The sequence below is a fragment of the Collinsella aerofaciens genome, from assembly GCF_041537385.1.
GTDB lineage: Bacteria > Actinomycetota > Coriobacteriia > Coriobacteriales > Coriobacteriaceae > Collinsella > Collinsella aerofaciens_BV.
In genome coordinates, this window is record NZ_JBGORS010000007.1 from 73842 (window position 1) to 92856 (window position 19015).

Sequence of the window (19015 nt, forward strand, 5' to 3'; positions counted from 1 at the left end):
AAACTTCCTGTCATATCAATCAGTCGAGCTCGTGCGCACGCGCACCTTCGAACTGCATTCGATAGTAACGGGCATAGGTGCCGCCACGGGCGAGAAGCTCCTCGTGCGTGCCACGCTCCACAACGCGACCATGCTCAACGGTCGCAATCTCATCGGCATGCTTAATGGTCGAAAGACGATGGGCAATGATAATCGTGGTGCGGCCGCGTGCCAGCTCTTCGAGCGACTCCTGCACCGCCTCCTCGCTCTCGTTATCCAAAGCACTCGTCGCCTCGTCCAAAATCAGGATCTTAGGATTCTTGAGAAACACACGCGCGATGGCGACGCGCTGTTTCTGTCCGCCCGAAAGACGGCTGCCGCGCTCGCCCACCACGGTGTCGTAGCCCTGGGGAAGCGATTCGATAAAGGTATCGATATTGGCGCGGCGGGCAGCCTCGGCAATTTCTTCCGCCGTGGCGCCCGGCTTGCCGTAGGCGATGTTCTCGCCGATTGTTCCGTCAAACAGGTAGACATCCTGCTGCACCAGGCCGATGGCGCGGCGCAGGCTCTGCTGCGTCACATCGCGCACGTCCTGGCCGTCGATGCTAATGGATCCGGCAGCCACGTCATAAAAGCGCGGCAGCAGCGAACAGGTCGTGGACTTGCCACCGCCCGAAGGGCCAACCAAAGCGATGGTCTGCCCGGGCTTGATGGACAGATTCATATGGTCGATAACGGGACGCTCTTCGGCATCGCCCTCGCCCAGCTCAACGTCCTCGTAGTTAAAGCACACGTCGTGATAATCCACGGCGCCGGCGGTCACCTGCAGATCCGTGGCGCCCGGCTTGTCCTGGATATCCGGCGCGGTCGAGAGCACCTCGTCCATACGCTTAAAGCCGGCGATGGCCTTCTGATACATTTCGGCCGAATTGACGAGCGTCTCGAGCGGCGTGCAGAACAGCGAAATGTAGAGCGCGAAGGTTGCCATATCGACCGCCTGCAGCTGACCCTGGGCAACGAGCCAACCACCCAGCAGCACCACGATCACGTACAGCACGCCCGAGAGCAGGCCATACGTCGCAGTATAGACGCCCATGGCGTGATACATGTTTTCCTTGGACGAAAGATAGCGATTGTTGGAGGCGCGGAACTTAGAGCGCTCGGTCTCCTCATTGGCAAAGCTCTTGACCACGCGCATGCCCGCCAGCGAATCCTGCAGCTGCGCATTGATGCCACTGATTTTTTTGCGATTGTCGCTAAAGACCTCGCGCATGCGCATGTTCTGCCAAAACATGATGACCGCAAACGCTGCCGTCACCACAGCCATGGCAAGCGCCAGCACCGGGGCGATGGTAAAGAGGATCACAAACGAGCCGATAATCTCGATGCCGCAGATGATGATCCACTCGGGCACGTGATGCGCCGCCTCGCAGATATCGAACAGGTCGTTGACCACGCGGCTCATCATATCGCCCGAGCTGTTGCGGTCGAAGTACGCAAAGCTAAAGCGCTCATACTGGTCGAACAGGTCCTCGCGCATCTTGGACTCCATGCGCGCGCCCATCACGTGACCCCAATAGCTCACAAAATAGCGGCAGGCGCAACGGATGACATACATCAGCACCAAACCCACCGCGATCATACCGAGCGCCTGCATAATGGCAGCCTGGCCCTGAGTAAACAGCCCACCGGTCAAATTGCGCAGAATAATAGGAAACGCAAGGTCAATGGCGGCAAGCACCAGAGCGCAAACAGTATCGGCAACAAAAAGCCCCATCTGGGGCTTGTAGTAAGAAAGAAACCTCTTCAGCATAATCACCTTACGCGGTTTTACCAAACCGCGTTTCGTCTCGACGCTGCAAGTGCTCCATTTGAACAATCTGGCCTTCAATCGTCGGTCGCGTATATCCATACGCTTCCCTCCTCTTTTAGGCCACCTTGTCTCAAATGGAGCACTTTCGCTGACTTACACAAACCTGCGGGATCATTCCCGCTCGTTACAGTTCGGCTCCGCCCAGTCTGTGCGCGATGCTATCACAGGCCAAGGCGCCCACGACGGTCTTGGCGTCTTCGATCTTGCCGTCGAGTACGGCGTCGATCAACTCGTGCAGCGGCACCAGGTCCACGTTGACAAACTCGTCATCATCGGGGTTGGGCGCATCAAACTCCAGCTTGGTAGCCAAGTAGATGTGAATGATCTCGTCGCAAAAACCGCAGGACGTGACAATCGACGTCAAAAAGCGAATGCGACCGGCCCTAAAGCCCGTCTCCTCGTGTAGCTCGCGCTTAGCGCAATCGAGTGGATCCTCGCCCGGGTCGAGCTTGCCGGCGGGAATCTCGACCGTCACGCGGTCGATGGCGGTGCGGTACTGACGCACCAGTACGATCTTACCACTCTCGGTCAGCGCCACAACGGCCGCCGCGCCCGGATGGCGAACGATATCGCGGGCGCTGCGGCGACCGTTAGGCAGCTCAACCTCAAGACGGTGGACGTCGAGGATCTTGCCCTTCCAGGCGCACTCCTCCGAAAGAATCTTCTCGTGCAGCTCGGCATCGTGCGGGTCGTCATCGCCCAGCACCAGCGCCGGCTCGTCAGCGACCTCGCCGCCAGGCTCGCCCTCGGCGTGACCATACACGCGGCTGTCCTCCTCGACGATCTGCGCATCCACGAGCTCTTCGTTCTTCTCGTCCATCCGTCTCATTCCTCTCGGACTATAGGCATCCCAGGCGTCGCGGCCGCGCAGCGCGCGCAGGCCGATGTCGTGACGCAGAGTCTTACCCTCAAAATCAATCTTCTCGCAGGCCTCGTAGGCAAGGTTGCGAGCGTTCTCGAACGTGTCGCCCAGAGCGGTCACGGCAAGCACGCGACCACCATTGGTCACGAGCTGGCCATCCACCACGGCGGTGCCCGCGTGGTACACGGTCACGTTCTCCATGGCCTCGGCGTCGGCGATACCGGTGATGACCTTACCCTTCTCGTAGCTGCCGGGATAGCCCGCGCTCGTCAGGACAACGGCCACAGCCCACTCGTCACGCCAGTCGAGCTCAATCTGATCGAGCTCGCAGTTGGCGCAGGCGAGCATGACCTCAACCAGGTCATTCTTAAGGCGCGGCAGCACGACCTGCGTCTCGGGGTCGCCAAAGCGGGCATTGAACTCCAGCACCTTGGGGCCGGCAGGCGTGAGCATAAAGCCGCCATACAGGCAGCCGCGGTAGTCGATGCCCTCGGCAGCGAGCTCGGCCACGGTCTGCTCCATGACCGCCACCATGGTGGCGTGCTCCTCGTCGGTCACGATGGGCACCGGGCTGTAGACGCCCATGCCGCCGGTGTTGGGGCCCTTGTCGCCCTCGAGCGCGCGCTTGTGGTCCTGCGAGGTGGCCATGGGGCGCACGGTCTTGCCGTCGGTAAAGGCCAGCAGCGAGCACTCGGGACCAACGAGCATCTCCTCGATGACCACGGTATTGCCGGCATCGCCAAAGGTGCCGCCAAAGCACTCGCGCACGGCCTCCTCGGCCTGCTCAAGTTCGGTCGCCACGATAACGCCCTTGCCCGCGGCAAGGCCGTCGGCCTTCACGACCAGCGGAGCGCCCTGCTCGCGCACGTAGGCGAGAGCCGAAGCCTCGTCGGTAAACGAACCATAGGCTGCCGTCGGGATACCGGCGCGCTCCATGAGCCGCTTGGAGAACAGCTTGGAACCCTCCATCTGGGCGCCCTCGGCACCCGGGCCAAAGCAGGGAATACCCGCCGCGCGCACGGCGTCGGCCACGCCCGCCACGAGCGGAGCCTCGGGGCCAATTACCACGAGTCCGCATCCGTGGCTCTGCGCAAACGCCGCCACGGCCGCAGGATCGCAGTCGTCGAGAACAACGTTCTCGCCGCAGCTCGCGGTACCGCCGTTACCCGGCGCGATGTAGAGCTTGCCGGCGCGCGGTGATGCTGCGAGCTTAGCTGCCAAAGCATGCTCACGGCCGCCGCTGCCCAACAACAGGATGTCGATGGTTTGAGTGTCCGCCTTCAAGGGTGCCTCCTCTATGGATGAATGGCCCGCTCCGCGCGAGCCCTTTGCAAGCAAATATACCCCTCGGCCGCCCGTCCGGGCTGCAAAGGGGTATATCGCAATAACCAAATAGTCCCGATTACTTCCAGAATCGGTTGATGATCTGCTCGCGACCAGCGCCAACGCCAATAAACGTCACGCGGGTGTGTGCCAGATCCTCGATAAACGCCACGTAGTCCTGAGCCTCCTGCGGCAGCTCATCAAAGCTGCGGCAACCGGTAATGTCGCACTTCCAGCCGGGGAGTTCCTCGTAGATGGGCTTGGCATGCTCAAAGCGCACCTGATGCTCGGGCACGCTGGTGTAGCGCTCGCCATCGACGTCGTAGGCCACGCACACCTTGATGGTGTCGAAGGCCGAAAGCACGTCGAGCTTGGTCAGGGCGATATCGGTGAGGCCGTTGACGCGCGAGGCGTAGTTGGCGATGGGGCCGTCAAACCAGCCGCAGCGACGACGGCGACCGGTGGTCACGCCGTACTCATAACCCTCCTCGGTCAGCGTGTGACCGGCCTCGGACTCATAGGAAAGCTCGGTGGGCATGGGGCCCGAACCGACGCGGGTGATATAGGCCTTCATGACGCCCAGCACGCGGTCGACATTCTTCATGCCCACGCCGGAGCCGGTGATGGCGCCGCCGGCGGTGCAGTTGGAAGACGTCACGTACGGATAGGTGCCGTGGTCGATGTCGAGCAGCGTCGCCTGGGCGCCCTCAAACAGCAGGTCCTTACCCTCGTCGATCATGTTGTTGAGCAGCAGGCTCGTCTCGGTGATGTAGGGGCGCAGGCGCTCGGCCATCGGCAGGTACTCGTCGCAAATCTGGTCCACGGTGTAGGTGGGCAGGTTGTAGATGAGCTCGAGCTCAGGGTTCACGCGGGCGAGAGCGGTCTCCAGCTTGTCGCGGAACAGTGCCTCGTCCAGCATGTCCTGCATGCGCAGACCAATGCGGGCCATCTTGTCCTGGTAGCACGGACCGATGCCGCGCTTGGTGGTACCGATGTTCTTCTTGCCGAGCTTCTGCTCAAAGGCGCCATCCAGATCGATGTGGTACGGCATGATGACATGCGCGTTGCCGCTGATCTTGAGGTTCTTGGTGGTGATGCCGTCGGCCTCGAACATGTCGATCTCCTCAAGGACAACCTTGGGGTTGACGACACAGCCGTTACCGATCACCGACACGTGGTCGGAATACATGATGCCGGAGGGCACCTGGTGCAGGCCGTACTTCTTGCCGTTGACGACGATGGTGTGGCCGGCGTTGTTGCCGCCCGAGTAGCGCACGACGGCATCGAAGTCGCCGGCGACCAGGTCGCAAATCTTACCCTTGCCCTCATCGCCCCACTGGGCACCGACCAAAACGGTTGACGGCATGTTTACTCCTTACATTCATGGACTGTCTACGCGCCACGCCGGCACGCAGAAGCACAAAACATTCCCAGTATACCCGTGCAACGGGCGCCTGTCCTACTCCTCGGCATGTGCCCCATCAAGCTCATAGAACTTGGTGGATGCCGGCAGGAACATCAGGTCGACGTCGCCGATCGGGCCCGAACGGTTCTTGGCCACGACGATACGCGTAACGCCCTCGTCGGGTCGATCGTCGCGCGAGGCTTCGGCCTCGTCGGCGGAGCGGTCCAAGAACATAACGATATCGGCGTCCTGCTCGATGGAGCCCGATTCACGAAGGTCGGAAAGCTGCGGGCGCTTGCCGGTACGGGATTCGACCTGACGCGAGAGCTGCGACAGCGCGATGAGCGGGATCTTGAGCTCCTTGGCCATGATCTTCAGACCACGCGACATCTCGGAGACCTCGACGGTACGGCTCTCGGAGCGGCGTCCCGGCGGAGGACTCACCAGCTGCAGGTAGTCCAGGATGATGATGGCCTTCTCCTTGTTGTGGAGCATGCGGCGGCTCTTGGCGCGAATCTCGGTCACTGTGGTGCCGGGCGTATCGTCAATCAGAATATCGAGCTTGGACAAGGTCTGCGTGGCCTCGTTGATATTGGCCCACTGCTCGGGGCTAATGCGGCCCATGCGGAAGTCACTGATCGAGATCATGGCGTAGGCACAAATCAGACGCTGGGCAATTTCCTTGCCCGACATCTCCAGCGAGAAGAAGCCGACGGTATAACCGGCAGCGGCAGCGTTGAGCGCCAGATTCAGGGCGAACGACGTCTTGCCCACGGCAGGACGAGCGCCGATGATGATGAGCTGGCCCTCGCGAAAACCCATGAGCATGCGGTCGAGCGACGGGAAGCCCGTGGGCACGCCCGCAGCCTGACCACCGGCCTGGCACACTTCCTCGGCCTCGTTATAGGCCTCGACCATAAACTCGGTCAGCGTCTTGTAGCTCGACTTGACCTCGCGTGCCGTGACCTTGAGCAGCTTGCTCTCGGCGAGCTCCACGACCTCTTTGGTGTCGGTGGGGGCGTTATAGGCCAGCGCGTTGATCTCGTTAGTGGCGCCGATCAGCTCACGCAGCATCGAATCGCGGCGAACGATGGCGGCATGGTGCTGCCAGTTGACGAGCGACAGGGTCTGACCCATCAACTCCAAAATGTAGGCCTCGCCGCCCACGGCATCAAGCTTGTTGATGCTTCGCAGGTAATCGATCAGCGAGATGGAGTCGATGGGAATGCGGCTGTTGTACATATCGACCATCGCGGTATAGATGGTCTTATGAATGGGCCGGTAGAAGTCATCGGGCTGCAGCTCGACCTGGGCCTCTTCGACCACCTCGGGCGATAGCAGCATAGCGGCCAGTACATTGGCCTCTGCATCTTGGTTTTGGGGAAGACCCAACTTGGAGCCGCGGTCCTCAACCGTCAGCCCGGTCTCCCTATCGTCATATGCCATGAGCATCCTCATTCATATCGCTTGCGAGCATCCATAGTATCAGCCACGGTTCCAAAACGCGCCGCGCGCCGCCAATCATCACCGAACCAAACGGATGAACGGTCCTGTATATAGGACTTCGACGCAACGCTCACCATGACACTCACTCAGCGCAAATAACAAAAGGGCGCCCTGGTTTCCCAGAGCGCCCTTCTTAGAACAAGATTGTTGCGTTGCAGCAAATGCTACTCGGCAGCAGCCTCAGTCTCGACCTCGGCGGTCTCGGCCTCGGCGACCTCAGCGGCCTCCTCGACCTCAGCCTCGGCAGCGAGCTCCTCGGCGGTAACGCCGACGAGAACGACAACCTCGGCCTTGATCTCGCGGTACAGCGAGATGGCAACGGTGTGGGCACCGGCAACCTTGATGGGCTTACCGAGCTCGACGCGCTTGCGGTCGATGTCCATACCGAGCTGAGCCTTGATGGCGTCAGCGATCATAGCGGCGGTAACGGAGCCAAAGAGGATGCCCTCGTCGCCGACCTTGACGTCAACGGTGACCGTCTTGCCCTCGAAGGCAGCCTTGGTCTCGTTGGCGGTAGCCAGACGGACGGCCTCGCGCTTGGCGATGTTGTTGCGACGCTCGTCAAGCTGCTTGAGGTTGCCCTTGGTGGCGGCAACAGCGAGCTTCTTGGGGAACAGGAAGTTCTCAGCGTAACCCTGAGCGACCTCTACGACGTCACCCTCGCCGCCCTTGCCCTTGATCTCATCGAGAAGAATAACCTTCATGATGCGTCTCCCTTCTTAGCCGCGGTCGCGGTTGCCACGAGAGGAAACCACGGGGACGGTGTACGGCAGGAGAGCCATCTCGCGGGCGCGCTTGATGGCGTTGGCGATGTCATGCTGATGCTGCGTGCAAGCGCCAGTGACGCGACGGGGCTTGATCTTGCCACGGTCGGTCATGTACTTACGGAGAAGCTGAGTGTCCTTATAGTCGATGAACTCAGTGTTCTCCTTGCAGAACTGGCAGTACTTACGACGCGGCTGACGTGCAGAAAAATCATTAGCCATGTCAAAATACCTTTCGTTTGGCAACTTCGGCGAACCGAAGCCGCCTCTCACTCAAAAATAGGTGAACAACCCTTAGAACGGGATGTCCTCATCGTAGACGTCGACCGCGGGCGGCGTAGCCACCGGTGCGGCAGGACGTGCTGCGGGCGCGGGAGCTGCGGGGGCGTAACCGCCCTGATCGTAGCCACCCTGGCCACCACGGGAGCTCATAAACTCGATCTCATCGACGATGACCTCAAGCTTGCTCCGGCGCTGGCCGTCGCGCTCCCAAGAGCTGTAGCGCAGCTTGCCCTCGATCGCGACCTTGTTTCCCTTTGCCAGGAAACGGCTCACGGCCTCGGCGCGGGTGCCGAACATAGTGCAGTCGACAAAGTTGGGATAGTCCTCCCACTCGCCAGTCTGCGCGTTGCGGCGACGATCGTTCACGGCGACGCCAAAGGACAGAACCTGGGTTCCGCCGGCGGTGGCGCGCAGCTCGGGATCGCGGGTGAGGTTACCGGTGATGTTCACTCGATTGATGCTCATAACTCACTACTTCCTCTTGGGGCACAAGCCCAGTCCAAAACGACAGTCTTACTCCTGGTCGTCGCGACGGACGATCATGTGGCGGACCACAGCGTCGGTGATGCGCAGGACGCGATCAAGCTCGGCGATCTGGGTAGGATCTGCGTGGAAGTTGATGAGGGTGTAGTCACCATCGGTGAGGTCGTTGATCTCGTAGGCGAGCTTGCGCTTGCCCCACTCGTCAACGGAGTCGACCTTGCCAGCGCCCTCAGCGATCGTGGTATCGATACGCTTCATAACAGCGAGACGAGTCTCGGGGTCGAGCGACGGGTCAACAAAGAACAGCAGTTCATAAGCCTTCATATTGTCACCTCCTCTGGGCAAATGTGGCTTCAGGTCGTGAAGGTGCGCCTGAAGCAGGAAAAGACTTGGTAATAATATCTTTCAACCTCCCATGCCGCAAGAATATGCAGCTACAACCTCATGACCTCCACATATGCCCATACTCGCACGGCGTTTCATGCGCATTCCAACCAAATGCTGACCAAAAGCTTGACGGATCTGTGGACAAGATACGGTGCCGTGGGGACAAGCTGAGCCAAGCCGCAGGTCAACGGGCACAAGGCTGTGGTCGCAAAATGCATACCAGTGGTCCACAGCACCACCCAAAGATTTTTAAATTCATTGCCAAGTCGCTTATGAATACCCCTTTTGAACAATTGAGTTGATCAACCACGCTGGTCGGAAGCCGTTTTTTGGCACCTCAAACCCCACTGCAACGCCAAGCGCGGCCGAGCGTTTTAAAAAATGCCAACTTTTCTGTTTGCACTTTGCGATTCCTCGTGTATACTGACTTTCGCATTTAACGGAGAGTTGTCCGAGTGGCCGAAGGAGCACGATTGGAAATCGTGTAGGCGTCAAAAGCGTCTCCAGGGTTCAAATCCCTGACTCTCCGCCAGTTAATTCCAAAGCAGGCCTTCGAGCCTGCTTTGTTTTTACCCCACGCGGAGGGGTGGCAGAGTGGTTGAATGCGGCGGTCTCGAAAACCGTTTGGCCTGTATAAGGTCACGAGGGTTCGAATCCCTCCTCCTCCGCCATTAGATGGTATAAGCCCCAGCAATGGGGCTTTTTTCTTTTTGGGCACATTTCAATAACGCGCAGGAGGAGGGATTCGAACCCGCCAGGGCGCGGAGCGTAAATAAAACGCGCCCGTGGCGCGTTTTTAGCGCAGCGCGGTCGGCGTAAGCCGACCGGATAAATTTTGAGCAAAGCTCAAAATTTGGACATCCCTCCTCTTCAACCCACACCCCCATCACGTTCAATCCCAACCCAACACCCCAAACATGTACATCGCCCTCCAAAACCGACATTTTTCGACATCTTTGAAGGCTGATGTATATGTTTGGTACCCATGACCGTTCCCAGTCCCGACCGTTTACCGAGCAATAGGGTCACCACGCCCGCCAACCATGTACTATGTACGGGCATTGTCTAAACCCGCAACCAAAAGGACCCCATCTTGCCCGTCGTCGCCGCTATGACCGTTACCTCACACGCCACGGATGCCATGGTCGCTATCCCATTTTGGCTCGAGATGTTCGCTGTTGTCGCTGCATCGATCTCAGGCGTGTTGGTCGCACGCGAGCACAAGCTCGACCTGGTGGGCGCGGTCGCGCTTGCCGTGGTCTGTGGCCTGGGCGGCGGTCTTTTACGCGACATGACGCTGCAGGTGGGCAACGTCTACATCCTCAACCAGCCGATGGCACTCCCGCTTTCCATTGCCACGGCAGCCATCATCTATATTTTCCCGGCAATCGTCGACAAGCCCGAAAAACTCATTCCCCTGCTCGACATCATATCGGTCGGTATCTACGCCGCCACTGGAGCAGACAAAGCGCTGGTCTACGGCTTTGCGCCGGCGGTGTGCATCATGATGGGCTTTTTCACCGCGGTGGGCGGCGGCATGTTGCGCGACGGCTTTATGGGCGTGGTTCCGGGCATTTTCCAACGCACTAACTTTTATGCCATCGCGGCCATCGCCGGATCGACAAGCTACGTGTGTCTCGTTATGAGCGGCATCATGAGCAATGTCGCCGCGCTGATCGTATGCGTTGTCGTGACCATGGGTCTGCGCTGGCTCTCGCTGCGCTTTGACATCAAAAGCCCCACCGAAGAGGACATCGCGCGCTTTTTGCACCGTAAAAAGTAGACAGCACGGCACTACCCTTCGAAATGCAACCGAGAGGTTCTTTTAGAGCGCCCTCGCGTTGGGTACCCTGTTAGGTATATGCCGAACACCTAACAAAAGGATCAACTATGGCTTTCAATCAAACCGCGGCGGCGCCGTCACACAAGATGCGTCGCTGCCTGCTTATGGCATTCGCGCTCATCGCGCTGGCGCTCACCGCACTTCCCACGGCGTCATTTGCCGACACGGACACGGCAGGCAACGTACTTGCAACCGACAACGACTCTAATCCGTCCGGTGTCGAGGGCGACCTGTATTGGGCCGGTCAGAGTCTCGAACTGGACGATGTCTCCATCGACCGCGATATCATCGCCGCGGGCGATACCCTCTCAATTCGCGACTGCACAGTGGGCGGCGCCGTCCGTCTGGCGGCACGCACCATCGACATTGCCAAGACCACGGTTGATGGCAGCGTGACCGTTGCTGGCCAGCATGTCGTTCTCAATTCCGACAGCACCGCTAGCTGTTTCTACGCGATAGGCGAGACGGTTGCCTTGCGCGGCTCTACCAAGTCGGCAGCGCTCGCGGGCGATACGGTAACCATCGACGGCACCGTCGATGGCGATGTCGAGGTTTGGGCCGACAAGCTCATCCTGGGCAAGAACGCCCACATCACCGGCACCGTGAACGCGCACGTCTCCGAGGACCCCGAGCGCGCCGCGGGAGCCGAGGTCGGCGCACTCAAGATCGACCGCACCGAGAACGAGGATACTTCCACCACTACCGATGTCATCGGCGGTATCGTCGCCGCGGCGCTCTCGACCTGCTTCATCGCCCTGCTGCTCGAGCTCGTCTTTCCGCGCGCGACCGCCAGCGCCGCCGGAATGCTCCACCAGCACCCCACGCCCCTGTGGGTGAGCGGTCTTCTGGGTACGATTGCTGTCGTCCCCGCCGTCCTACTGCTGATTATCTCTATCGCCGGTCTGTCGCTTGCCGGAGCCCTCATGTGCGGTGTTATTGGCATCGCGCTGGTGTCGAGTGCCTTTGCAGGGTGCGCGATCGCGCGCATGGTCGGACACAGCCAGAACCGCTACGCCATGGCAGCCGCTGGTGGCGTAATCGCAGGCGCCCTCACGGGGCTTCCCCTCGTAGGCGGCTTCATCAGCGGCGTGGCCTTTGTCTTTATGCTCGGCTACATCATCCAAATCATCTGGCGCAACGCCCACCTCAAGCCGCAGCAGCCGGCTAACGCGCCAGAACTCCCCACCGCCTAGCAGCCGATCACCACAAAGGGGCCAGGCACCTTTGTGGTGGTGCAACCGAGCCTGCCCCCTTGCACCAAAAAGGGCGCCGACCATTGCGGTCGACGCCCTTTCTTATTGGCGGTTATAAGCCCCAGTGCTTATTTGTTGACCTGACCGGCGCGGACAGCAGCCTTCTTACGGTCGGTGGCGTTGAGCAGACGCTTGCGCAGGCGGATGTTCTTGGGAGTGATCTCCACCAGCTCGTCGTCGGCAATGTACTCCAGCGCCTCTTCCAGAGAGAAGGTGCGAGGCGGCACCAGCTGGACGGAGATATCGGAAGTCGAGGAACGCTGGTTGCCCAGGTTCTTGGTGCGGGCGATGTTGACGACCATGTCGCCAGCCTTGCTGCGCTCGCCCACGATCATGCCCTCGTAGCACTCGGTGCCCGGCTCAACAAACAGCTGGCCGCGCTCCTGCAGCGTACCCAGAGCGTAGGCAACGGCCTTCTCGGTGGTCATGGAGATCATAGCGCCGTTCTGACGGTTGCCGATCTCGCCGGCGTAGGGGCCATACTCCAAGAAGGTGTGGTAGAACACGCCCTCGCCGTGGGTGACGTTCATGATGCGGTTCTTAAGGCCCATGATGCCGCGGGTCGGGATCTTAAACTCGAGGTGCGTCACGATGCCCGAGGTATCCATGCTCGTCATGATGCCGCCGGAGGTACCGAAGACCTCAACGACCTTGCCCGAGTACTCGTCCGGGCACTCGACGACGGCCTGCTCGACGGGCTCCATCTTGTTGCCGTTCTCGTCCTTCTTAAACAGAACGCGGGGACGGCCAACCTGGAACTCAAAGCCCTCGCGACGCATGGACTCCATCAGAACGGACAGGTGCAGGATGCCGCGACCCGAGACCTCGACGCCGCTCTTGTCCTCGAGCTCCTCGATCTTCATGGTCACGTTGTTCTCGGCCTCGTTGAACAGGCGCTCCTTGAGCTGACGGGCGCCCACGATGTCGCCGTCGCGACCGACGAGCGGGGAGGTCGAAGCCTCAAAGACGATGGACAGAGTCGGCGGGTCGATCTCGATGGGCTCGAGCTCAACGGGGTTCTCGGGATCGGTGTAGACATCGCCGATATCGGTGCGGTCGATGCCCACGACGGCGGCGATGTCGCCGGCGCCGACTTCCTGGCATTCGGTGCGGCCCAGGTAGTCGAAGGTAAAGAGCTGCTTGACGGTAGCGGTGGCGCTGGAGCCGTCGTTCTTGACGACCAGGATCTGATCGCCCTGATGGATGGTGCCGGAGTACACGCGACCGATGCCGATGCGGCCAACGAAGTTGGAGTGGTCAATGGTCACGCACTGCATGGCCAGCGGGGCGTTCTCGTCAACCTCGGGAGCGGGCATGTCGTCGATGATCATATCAAGCAGCGGATACATGTCCATGTTGCCGTCGTTGGGGTCAAGACGGGCAAAGCCATTCATGGCGCTGGCGTAGACCACGTGCTCCATGGCGAACTCGAGCTGGTCGTCGGTGGCACCCAGGTCGGCCATAAGGTCCAGGCAGTCGTTGTAGGCCTTCTCGGGGTTGGCGCCCGGACGATCGATCTTGTTGATGACGATCATGATCTTGAGGCCGGTGTCGATAGCGTGACGCAGCACGAAGCGGGTCTGGGGCATGGGGCCCTCAAAAGCGTCAACCAGCAGCAGGGCGCCGTCGGCCATACGCAGCACGCGCTCGACCTCGCCGCCAAAGTCGGCGTGGCCCGGAGTGTCGATGACGTTGATCTTGACGTCCTTGTACTCGATAGAGATGTTCTTGGCGAGAATCGTAATGCCGCGCTCGCGCTCCTGGTCGTTAGAGTCCAGGACGCGGTCCTCGACCTGCTGGTTGGCACGGAAGGCGTCCGTGGCACGCAGGAGCTTGTCGACCATCGTCGTCTTGCCGTGGTCGACGTGGGCGATGATGGCGATGTTCCTCAGATTGTCTACGCGCATGTAGTTCCCCTATCTTCTATCCATATACAAACGGCACGCGTATGCGGCCCGCCCAGCGATACAACGCTCAGCGGGAATATTGAGCCTTTTACCGAAAACTCGTTTATTTTAGCGATTTTAGATAAGAGGGGTTTCCTCACCTGCAGGTTCAGGGTCGCTCCACATAAAACCATCGCCGGCGCCCATGCCCTCATACAGCACGTATGCCGAAAAACCGCTCTCGAGCGTGGTTTCGAAGAAGCTCACGAGCAGGGCGTCGTGATAGCCGCCGTCAATTTCGACACAACCGGTGTAGCCGATGGCATAGCGGGCGATGCGGCCCAGCCCCTCGTCCTTAAGACCCATCTTGTGCTCGGAGATAAAGTTGGTGGCAGCCTCGAGGCATGCCTCCTCGCCATCTTCGTCGAGCGCGGCCAGATAGCGGTTGGAAGCAGCGTCCTCGATCGCCACAACTACGCCCGGATTCTCGCCGGCGGCAAGGTCGTCCAAGAATGCACCAATCAGGTCACACACCATGGCGTCGAGCTCGGCGGAGACGTTACCGGCGTCTTGCATATCCTGTGCCATCTTTAGACCTTCCCATCGAGTCTGGCGTCGTTACAGTTCTTGTGCCTCGGCAGCGATCTTGGCGGCAGCGTCGCGGGCGCGCATCATATCCATCGCGCGCTTGTCGAGTACCTTGATCTGGTTGGTCAGCATTACTGCATCGACCACACCCCAGATTACCAAGCCTGTTGAAATCGAAAACCCAAGCGCACCAACTGTACCACGAAGGCGCGAGCAGATTGCCGCGACAAGGGCGGAGACGACAACCATCTTGATAAACGAGCCGCGGCGCTCGCGAAGCGTGCGGGCCTGCGTCACATAGGCAATGCGTGCCGCCTCAGAAGCCTCCGAGCGCATCTGTGCCTCGCGCGCAATGGCCGCCGCCTCAGCCGACATACCGCCGGCCATCAGCGAACACTCCGCAACTCTGCCGCCCCGCATTTAGAAGTCATCGGGGGAGAGCGTATGGACGAACTCGTCGAACTTCTCGAACTCCTGCTCGTCGTCGACTTCCTCGGCGTGGGTGGAAACAGTGCCCAGGCGATTCATGATGTCGTCCTCCACAAACATGGGGGCATTGCTGCGCACGGCAAGGGCAATGGCGTCACTGGGGCGGGCGTCGATCTTGCGCTCCTCGCCATCGGCCAGTACGACGATCGTCGCGTAGAACACCGGCGGCTCGGCGCGAACGATCTCGATGCGCTCGAGCTTGGCGCCCAGGGCGTCAACGGTATCGAGCAGCAGGTCATGGGTAATCGGGCGCTCGGCGCGGCCGCTATCGATGCCGCGGCTGATGGCAGCAGCTTCAAACGAACCAGTCTGAATGGAAAGGGAACGCAGCGGCGCGGGCGAGTCCGATTTGTTGCTGCGCTCACGAAGTACGATAAGCGATGGCACGGGACCGGCGGCCATGACGATGGTCTCTATGTCGACACGAACCATGGAACACCTCCGGTACGTAGCGGTTAACACGCGGCAGCCCGCCGCATTGAATAGCTATACTACCCAATCTTTCGCACAGCACACAAAATCAAAGTAGTTAATTTGGGACGGGGCTTTTTTGACTACTTTCAGTAGGTAAGAAAAAAGCCCCGAGGCAACGCCCCAGGGCTCTTCACAGTTTTGATGGTGGACCTGACAAGATTCGAACTTGTGACCTCCCGGTTATCAGCCGGACGCTCTAACCAACTGAGCTACAGGTCCATCATGGTGGAGGTTAGGGGGATCGAACCCCTGACCTCAGGCTTGCAAAGCCCGCGCTCTCCCAGCTGAGCTAAACCCCCACGGAGACAGTAATAAACACCCCAGCGGCGACTCGGCTCTCGCTGGGGTGTTTATTGCGAAAGAAAGTGGTGGACCTGACAAGATTCGAACTTGTGACCTCCCGGTTATCAGCCGGACGCTCTAACCAACTGAGCTACAGGTCCATCGCGCAAGGGATATATTAGACGAGTCGTTACGCGCGCGTCAACAACTTTTTTGAAAATCTTTGGGGGCGTGTCTGACGGGCGGGCGGGATGGGTTAGGTTTGCTGCTCGGACAGTCCTGCGCAAGACGAAGGCCACATTAAGTGGCCTTCTTTGCGTGCGGAACTCGCGACAAACCTAACCCATCCCGCCCGCCCGTCAGACACAGGTTCCACGATTGTCAAAAAAGCGGTCGGCGCGCAGTGCGCCGACCGCCAATATATGGGGTCTGATGATTTTTACCAGCTAGGGCCTCTTACTCGTCGAGGAGATCCTCTGGCATGTCGTTGCCGTCGCCTAGGTCGACTGGGGCCTCTTCGGTGTCGGCTGCGGCCTCGGCGCCTTCGGGCTTCTCCTTGGCGGCCGTCATGCGGGCTACGGCGCAGATGCGGTCGTTGTCGTCGACGGTCATCATCTTGACGCCCTGGGTAGCGCGGCCAGTCTGGCTGATCTCGTCGGTCTTGACGCGAATGACCGTCGCGCCCTCCGTCACGATGAACAGCTCGTGCTGCGGGCCCACCGTCTTCATGGCCGCGAGGTTGCCCTTACGCTCGGTCATTTGGATGGTGTAGACGCCCTGGCCGCCGCGATTCTGCTCCGGGTAGTCCGCGACCGGCGTGCGCTTGCCGTAGCCGCGCTCGGTGATGACGAATAGATCGCCGTTGCCGTTAGTGACTTCCATGCCCAGAACGCTCACGCCGTCCTTCATTCCGATACCGCGAACGCCGCTGGTATCGCGGCCGGTGGCGCGCACTTGCTCCTCGGAGAACATGATCGCCTTGCCCGCGGTAGTGGCCAGGATAATCTTGTCGCCCTCGCGCACGCGGCGCACGTTCAGCAGCGCGTCGTCGTCACGCAGGTTGATAGCGATCAGGCCGTCGCGACGGCTGCGGTCATATGCGCTCATCACGGTCTTCTTGACCATGCCGCTCTTGGTGGCAAACATCAGATACTCGTCGGCAGGGAACTCGCGGCAGCTGATGACGCTCGCGATCTTCTCGCCCTCCTCGAAGGGCAGCAGGTTGACGATCGCGGTACCGCGCGCCTGGCGCGTACCCACCGGCAGCTCGTGCACCTTCAGGCGATAGACCTTGCCCTTGCTCGAGAAGAACAGCACGTACTCGTGCGTGGACGCGATAAACATCTCGTCGATAACGTCGTCCTCTTTGAGGTTGACGCCCGACACGCCCTTGCCGCCGCGCTTCTGGGCGCGGTAGGCGGCAACCGGGATGCGCTTGACATAGCCGGTGTGGGTGATGGTCACGACCATGTCCTCGTCGGCAATGAGGTCCTCGACGTCCAGGTCCTTCTCGACCTGGCTGATCTCGGTGCGGCGCTTATCGCCAAACTTCTTGGAGATCTCGCGCATCTCTTCCTTGATGACGCCCAGGATCTTCTCCTCGTGCGCCAGCAGGTCCTCGTAGTAGGCGATGGCGCGGCGCAGGCCGTCCAGCTCTTCCTGAATCTTGTCGCGCTCCAGGCCGGTCAGGCGGCGCAGCTTCATCTCGAGGATGGCCGTGGTCTGCTCGGGCGTAAAGCCAAAGCGCTCGATCAGGCGGCTGCTGGCCTCGGAGTCGGTCTGCGAGGAACGGATGATGCTAATGACCTCGTCGATATGGTCAAGGGCCATCAGGTAGCCCTCGAGGATATGCGCGCGGGCCTGGGCCTTCTTAAGGTCGAAGCGGGTGCGTCGGGTGACGACGTCGACCTGGTGGTCGATGTAGTGCTGCAGCATCTCGCGCAGGCTCAGGCATTTGGGAACGCCGTTGACGAGCGCCAGGTTGTTGGCGCCGAAGGTCGTCTGCAGCGAGGTGTACTTGTACAGGTTGTTGAGCACGACCTGCGGGATGACGCCCTTCTTGAGTTCGATGACCAGACGGATACCCTTCTGGTTGGACTCATCGCGCATGTCCGAGATGCCCTCGATGCGCTTGTCGTTGACGAGCTGGGCGATCTTCTCCTGCAGGGTGCCCTTGTTGACCATGTAGGGAATCTCGGTAAAGACCAAGCGGTTGCGGCCGGTCTTGGTGGATTCCACGTGGGCCTTGGCGCGCACGGTAATGGAGCCGCGGCCGGTCTCGTAGCTCTGCTTAATGCCGGCGCTGCCCATGATGATGGCGCCGGTGGGGAAGTCCGGACCGGGCATGATCTGCATGAGCTCGTCGACAGTGGCGTCGGGATTATCGATCAGGTAGCAGGTTGCCTCGATCGCCTCGGTGAGGTTATGCGGGGCGATATTGGTGGCCATGCCGACGGCGATGCCCTGGCTGCCGTTGACCAGCAGGTTGGGGAAGCGCGCAGGCAGCGCCTGAGGCTCGGCGAGCGATTCGTCGTAGTTGGGCTGCCAGTCGACGGTATCCTTCTGCAGGTCACGCAGCAGCTCCATGGCGGGCTTTGCCAGGCGGCTCTCGGTGTAACGCATGGCGGCGGCGCCGTCGCCGTCGATGTTGCCGAAGTTGCCGTGGCCGTCGATGAGCGGCGTGCGCATGGAGAACCACTGCGCCAGGCGGACCATGGCCTCATAGACCGCGGAGTCGCCATGCGGGTGGTACTTACCGATAACTTCGCCGACCGTCCAAGCCGACTTCTTGTGCGGGCGGTTGGGGTAGATGCCGCTCTCGTTCATCGCGTACAGGATGCGACGGTGCACCGGCTTTAAGCCGTCGCGCACGTCCGGCAGGGCGCGCGCCGTGATGACCGACATCGAATACTCGATAAACGACTGCTTCATCTCGCGGCCAAACTCCGAAATCTGGAGCTGGCCGCCGTTGATATCCTCGCCGGCCGAGGCGCCACGATCGACTTCGCCAAAGCTCTCCTCGAGCTCACCGTCGTCGTCCTCTTCCTCGTCATCATCGGCATCGGGGTTATAGGCGTCAGGATCGCCGTCCTCGCCCTGCTCAGCACGGGCAAGCAGGCGCTTCAGATCGTCGGGCATGCCGGCATCGCCGGCCTCGCCCATACCCTCGTTATTGTTGATATCGTCTGCCACGTTACCTCCTCATGGTTTGCGTGGTCCATTAGTTCCCTGCCACGGAGACGGCTTTTCCAGGTGCCGCAGATTCGCTCGAAAGAGGAGGGAAGCGTACTTGGGTACGCGACCGACGATTGAGGGCGAAGGTGCGGTGGCTGGGAA

General features: G+C 60.5%; 15 protein-coding genes, 5 tRNA genes and 1 pseudogene. 4 read left to right on the plus strand and 17 right to left on the minus strand.

Annotated elements, in window-relative coordinates; genetic code table 11:
* Positions 1-19: 19 nt before the first annotated feature.
* The 9 genes and pseudogenes from ACEG18_RS08470 to rpsF form a co-directional block, all read right to left on the minus strand.
* The gene (locus ACEG18_RS08470; protein ID WP_372542313.1) at positions 20-1792 is read right to left on the minus strand and encodes an ABC transporter ATP-binding protein; all 1773 of its coding nucleotides are present in this window, start codon (positions 1790-1792) and stop codon (positions 20-22) included.
* Between the two features lie 184 nt (positions 1793-1976).
* Positions 1977-2672, minus strand: coding sequence for an NUDIX domain-containing protein (locus tag ACEG18_RS08475; RefSeq protein ID WP_171021464.1), 696 nt, complete (start codon positions 2670-2672; stop codon positions 1977-1979).
* Positions 2673-2699: 27 nt separating this feature from the next.
* Positions 2700-3998: pseudogene (gene purD / locus ACEG18_RS08480) on the minus strand (phosphoribosylamine--glycine ligase); the annotation flags it as partial.
* Between the two features lie 118 nt (positions 3999-4116).
* The gene (locus ACEG18_RS08485) at positions 4117-5403 is read right to left on the minus strand and encodes an adenylosuccinate synthase (protein ID WP_055251352.1); all 1287 of its coding nucleotides are present in this window, start codon (positions 5401-5403) and stop codon (positions 4117-4119) included.
* Positions 5404-5496: 93 nt separating this feature from the next.
* Positions 5497-6894 (minus strand): replicative DNA helicase, encoded by a 1398-nt coding sequence (dnaB, locus tag ACEG18_RS08490; protein ID WP_006235827.1) that lies wholly within the window; start codon positions 6892-6894, stop codon positions 5497-5499.
* Between the two features lie 218 nt (positions 6895-7112).
* Entirely contained in the window at positions 7113-7652 is a 540-nt protein-coding gene (gene rplI, locus ACEG18_RS08495) for a 50S ribosomal protein L9 (protein WP_022094073.1), read from the minus strand.
* A 15-nt stretch (positions 7653-7667) separates the two neighbouring features.
* Positions 7668-7934 (minus strand): 30S ribosomal protein S18, encoded by a 267-nt coding sequence (rpsR, locus tag ACEG18_RS08500; protein WP_006235829.1) that lies wholly within the window; start codon positions 7932-7934, stop codon positions 7668-7670.
* 72 nt (positions 7935-8006) lie between these two features.
* Complete coding sequence (locus ACEG18_RS08505; RefSeq protein WP_006235830.1) at positions 8007-8459, minus strand: single-stranded DNA-binding protein; 453 nt, start codon at positions 8457-8459, stop codon at positions 8007-8009.
* Between the two features lie 48 nt (positions 8460-8507).
* Positions 8508-8801: a 30S ribosomal protein S6 gene (gene rpsF, locus ACEG18_RS08510; protein ID WP_006235831.1), complete on the minus strand. Its 294-nt coding sequence runs from the start codon at positions 8799-8801 to the stop codon at positions 8508-8510.
* A gap of 504 nt (positions 8802-9305) precedes the next feature.
* On the opposite strand from rpsF, the gene ACEG18_RS08515 reads away from it, so the two are divergent.
* The 4 genes from ACEG18_RS08515 to ACEG18_RS08530 all read left to right on the plus strand — a co-directional run bounded on the left by ACEG18_RS08515 (position 9306) and on the right by ACEG18_RS08530 (position 11900).
* Positions 9306-9396, plus strand: a tRNA-Ser gene (locus ACEG18_RS08515).
* A gap of 48 nt (positions 9397-9444) precedes the next feature.
* A tRNA-Ser gene (locus ACEG18_RS08520) sits at positions 9445-9535 on the plus strand.
* A 422-nt stretch (positions 9536-9957) separates the two neighbouring features.
* On the plus strand, positions 9958-10647 hold the full coding sequence (locus tag ACEG18_RS08525) for a trimeric intracellular cation channel family protein (protein ID WP_241154614.1): 690 nt from the start codon (positions 9958-9960) through the stop codon (positions 10645-10647).
* Between the two features lie 107 nt (positions 10648-10754).
* A complete protein-coding gene (locus ACEG18_RS08530) occupies positions 10755-11900 on the plus strand; it encodes a DUF8173 domain-containing protein (protein ID WP_372542315.1) in 1146 nt (381 codons plus the stop codon).
* 128 nt (positions 11901-12028) lie between these two features.
* Here the strand turns inward: ACEG18_RS08530 and typA are convergent, their stop codons facing one another.
* From typA to gyrA, 8 genes are all read right to left on the minus strand, one after another.
* Positions 12029-13867 (minus strand): translational GTPase TypA, encoded by a 1839-nt coding sequence (gene typA / locus ACEG18_RS08535; protein ID WP_006235837.1) that lies wholly within the window; start codon positions 13865-13867, stop codon positions 12029-12031.
* A 117-nt stretch (positions 13868-13984) separates the two neighbouring features.
* A complete protein-coding gene (locus ACEG18_RS08540) occupies positions 13985-14434 on the minus strand; it encodes a hypothetical protein (protein ID WP_089572580.1) in 450 nt (149 codons plus the stop codon).
* A 30-nt stretch (positions 14435-14464) separates the two neighbouring features.
* On the minus strand, positions 14465-14821 hold the full coding sequence (locus ACEG18_RS08545; protein WP_117735835.1) for a hypothetical protein: 357 nt from the start codon (positions 14819-14821) through the stop codon (positions 14465-14467).
* Positions 14822-14854: 33 nt separating this feature from the next.
* Complete coding sequence (locus ACEG18_RS08550) at positions 14855-15355, minus strand: bifunctional nuclease family protein (RefSeq protein ID WP_372542316.1); 501 nt, start codon at positions 15353-15355, stop codon at positions 14855-14857.
* Between the two features lie 184 nt (positions 15356-15539).
* Positions 15540-15616, minus strand: a tRNA-Ile gene (locus tag ACEG18_RS08555).
* A 4-nt stretch (positions 15617-15620) separates the two neighbouring features.
* Positions 15621-15696 (minus strand) — tRNA-Ala (locus tag ACEG18_RS08560).
* Positions 15697-15763: 67 nt separating this feature from the next.
* Positions 15764-15840 (minus strand) — tRNA-Ile (locus ACEG18_RS08565).
* 295 nt (positions 15841-16135) lie between these two features.
* Positions 16136-18841, minus strand: coding sequence for a DNA gyrase subunit A (gyrA, locus tag ACEG18_RS08570; RefSeq protein ID WP_372542327.1), 2706 nt, complete (start codon positions 18839-18841; stop codon positions 16136-16138).
* Between the last annotated feature and the right edge of the window lie 174 nt (positions 18842-19015).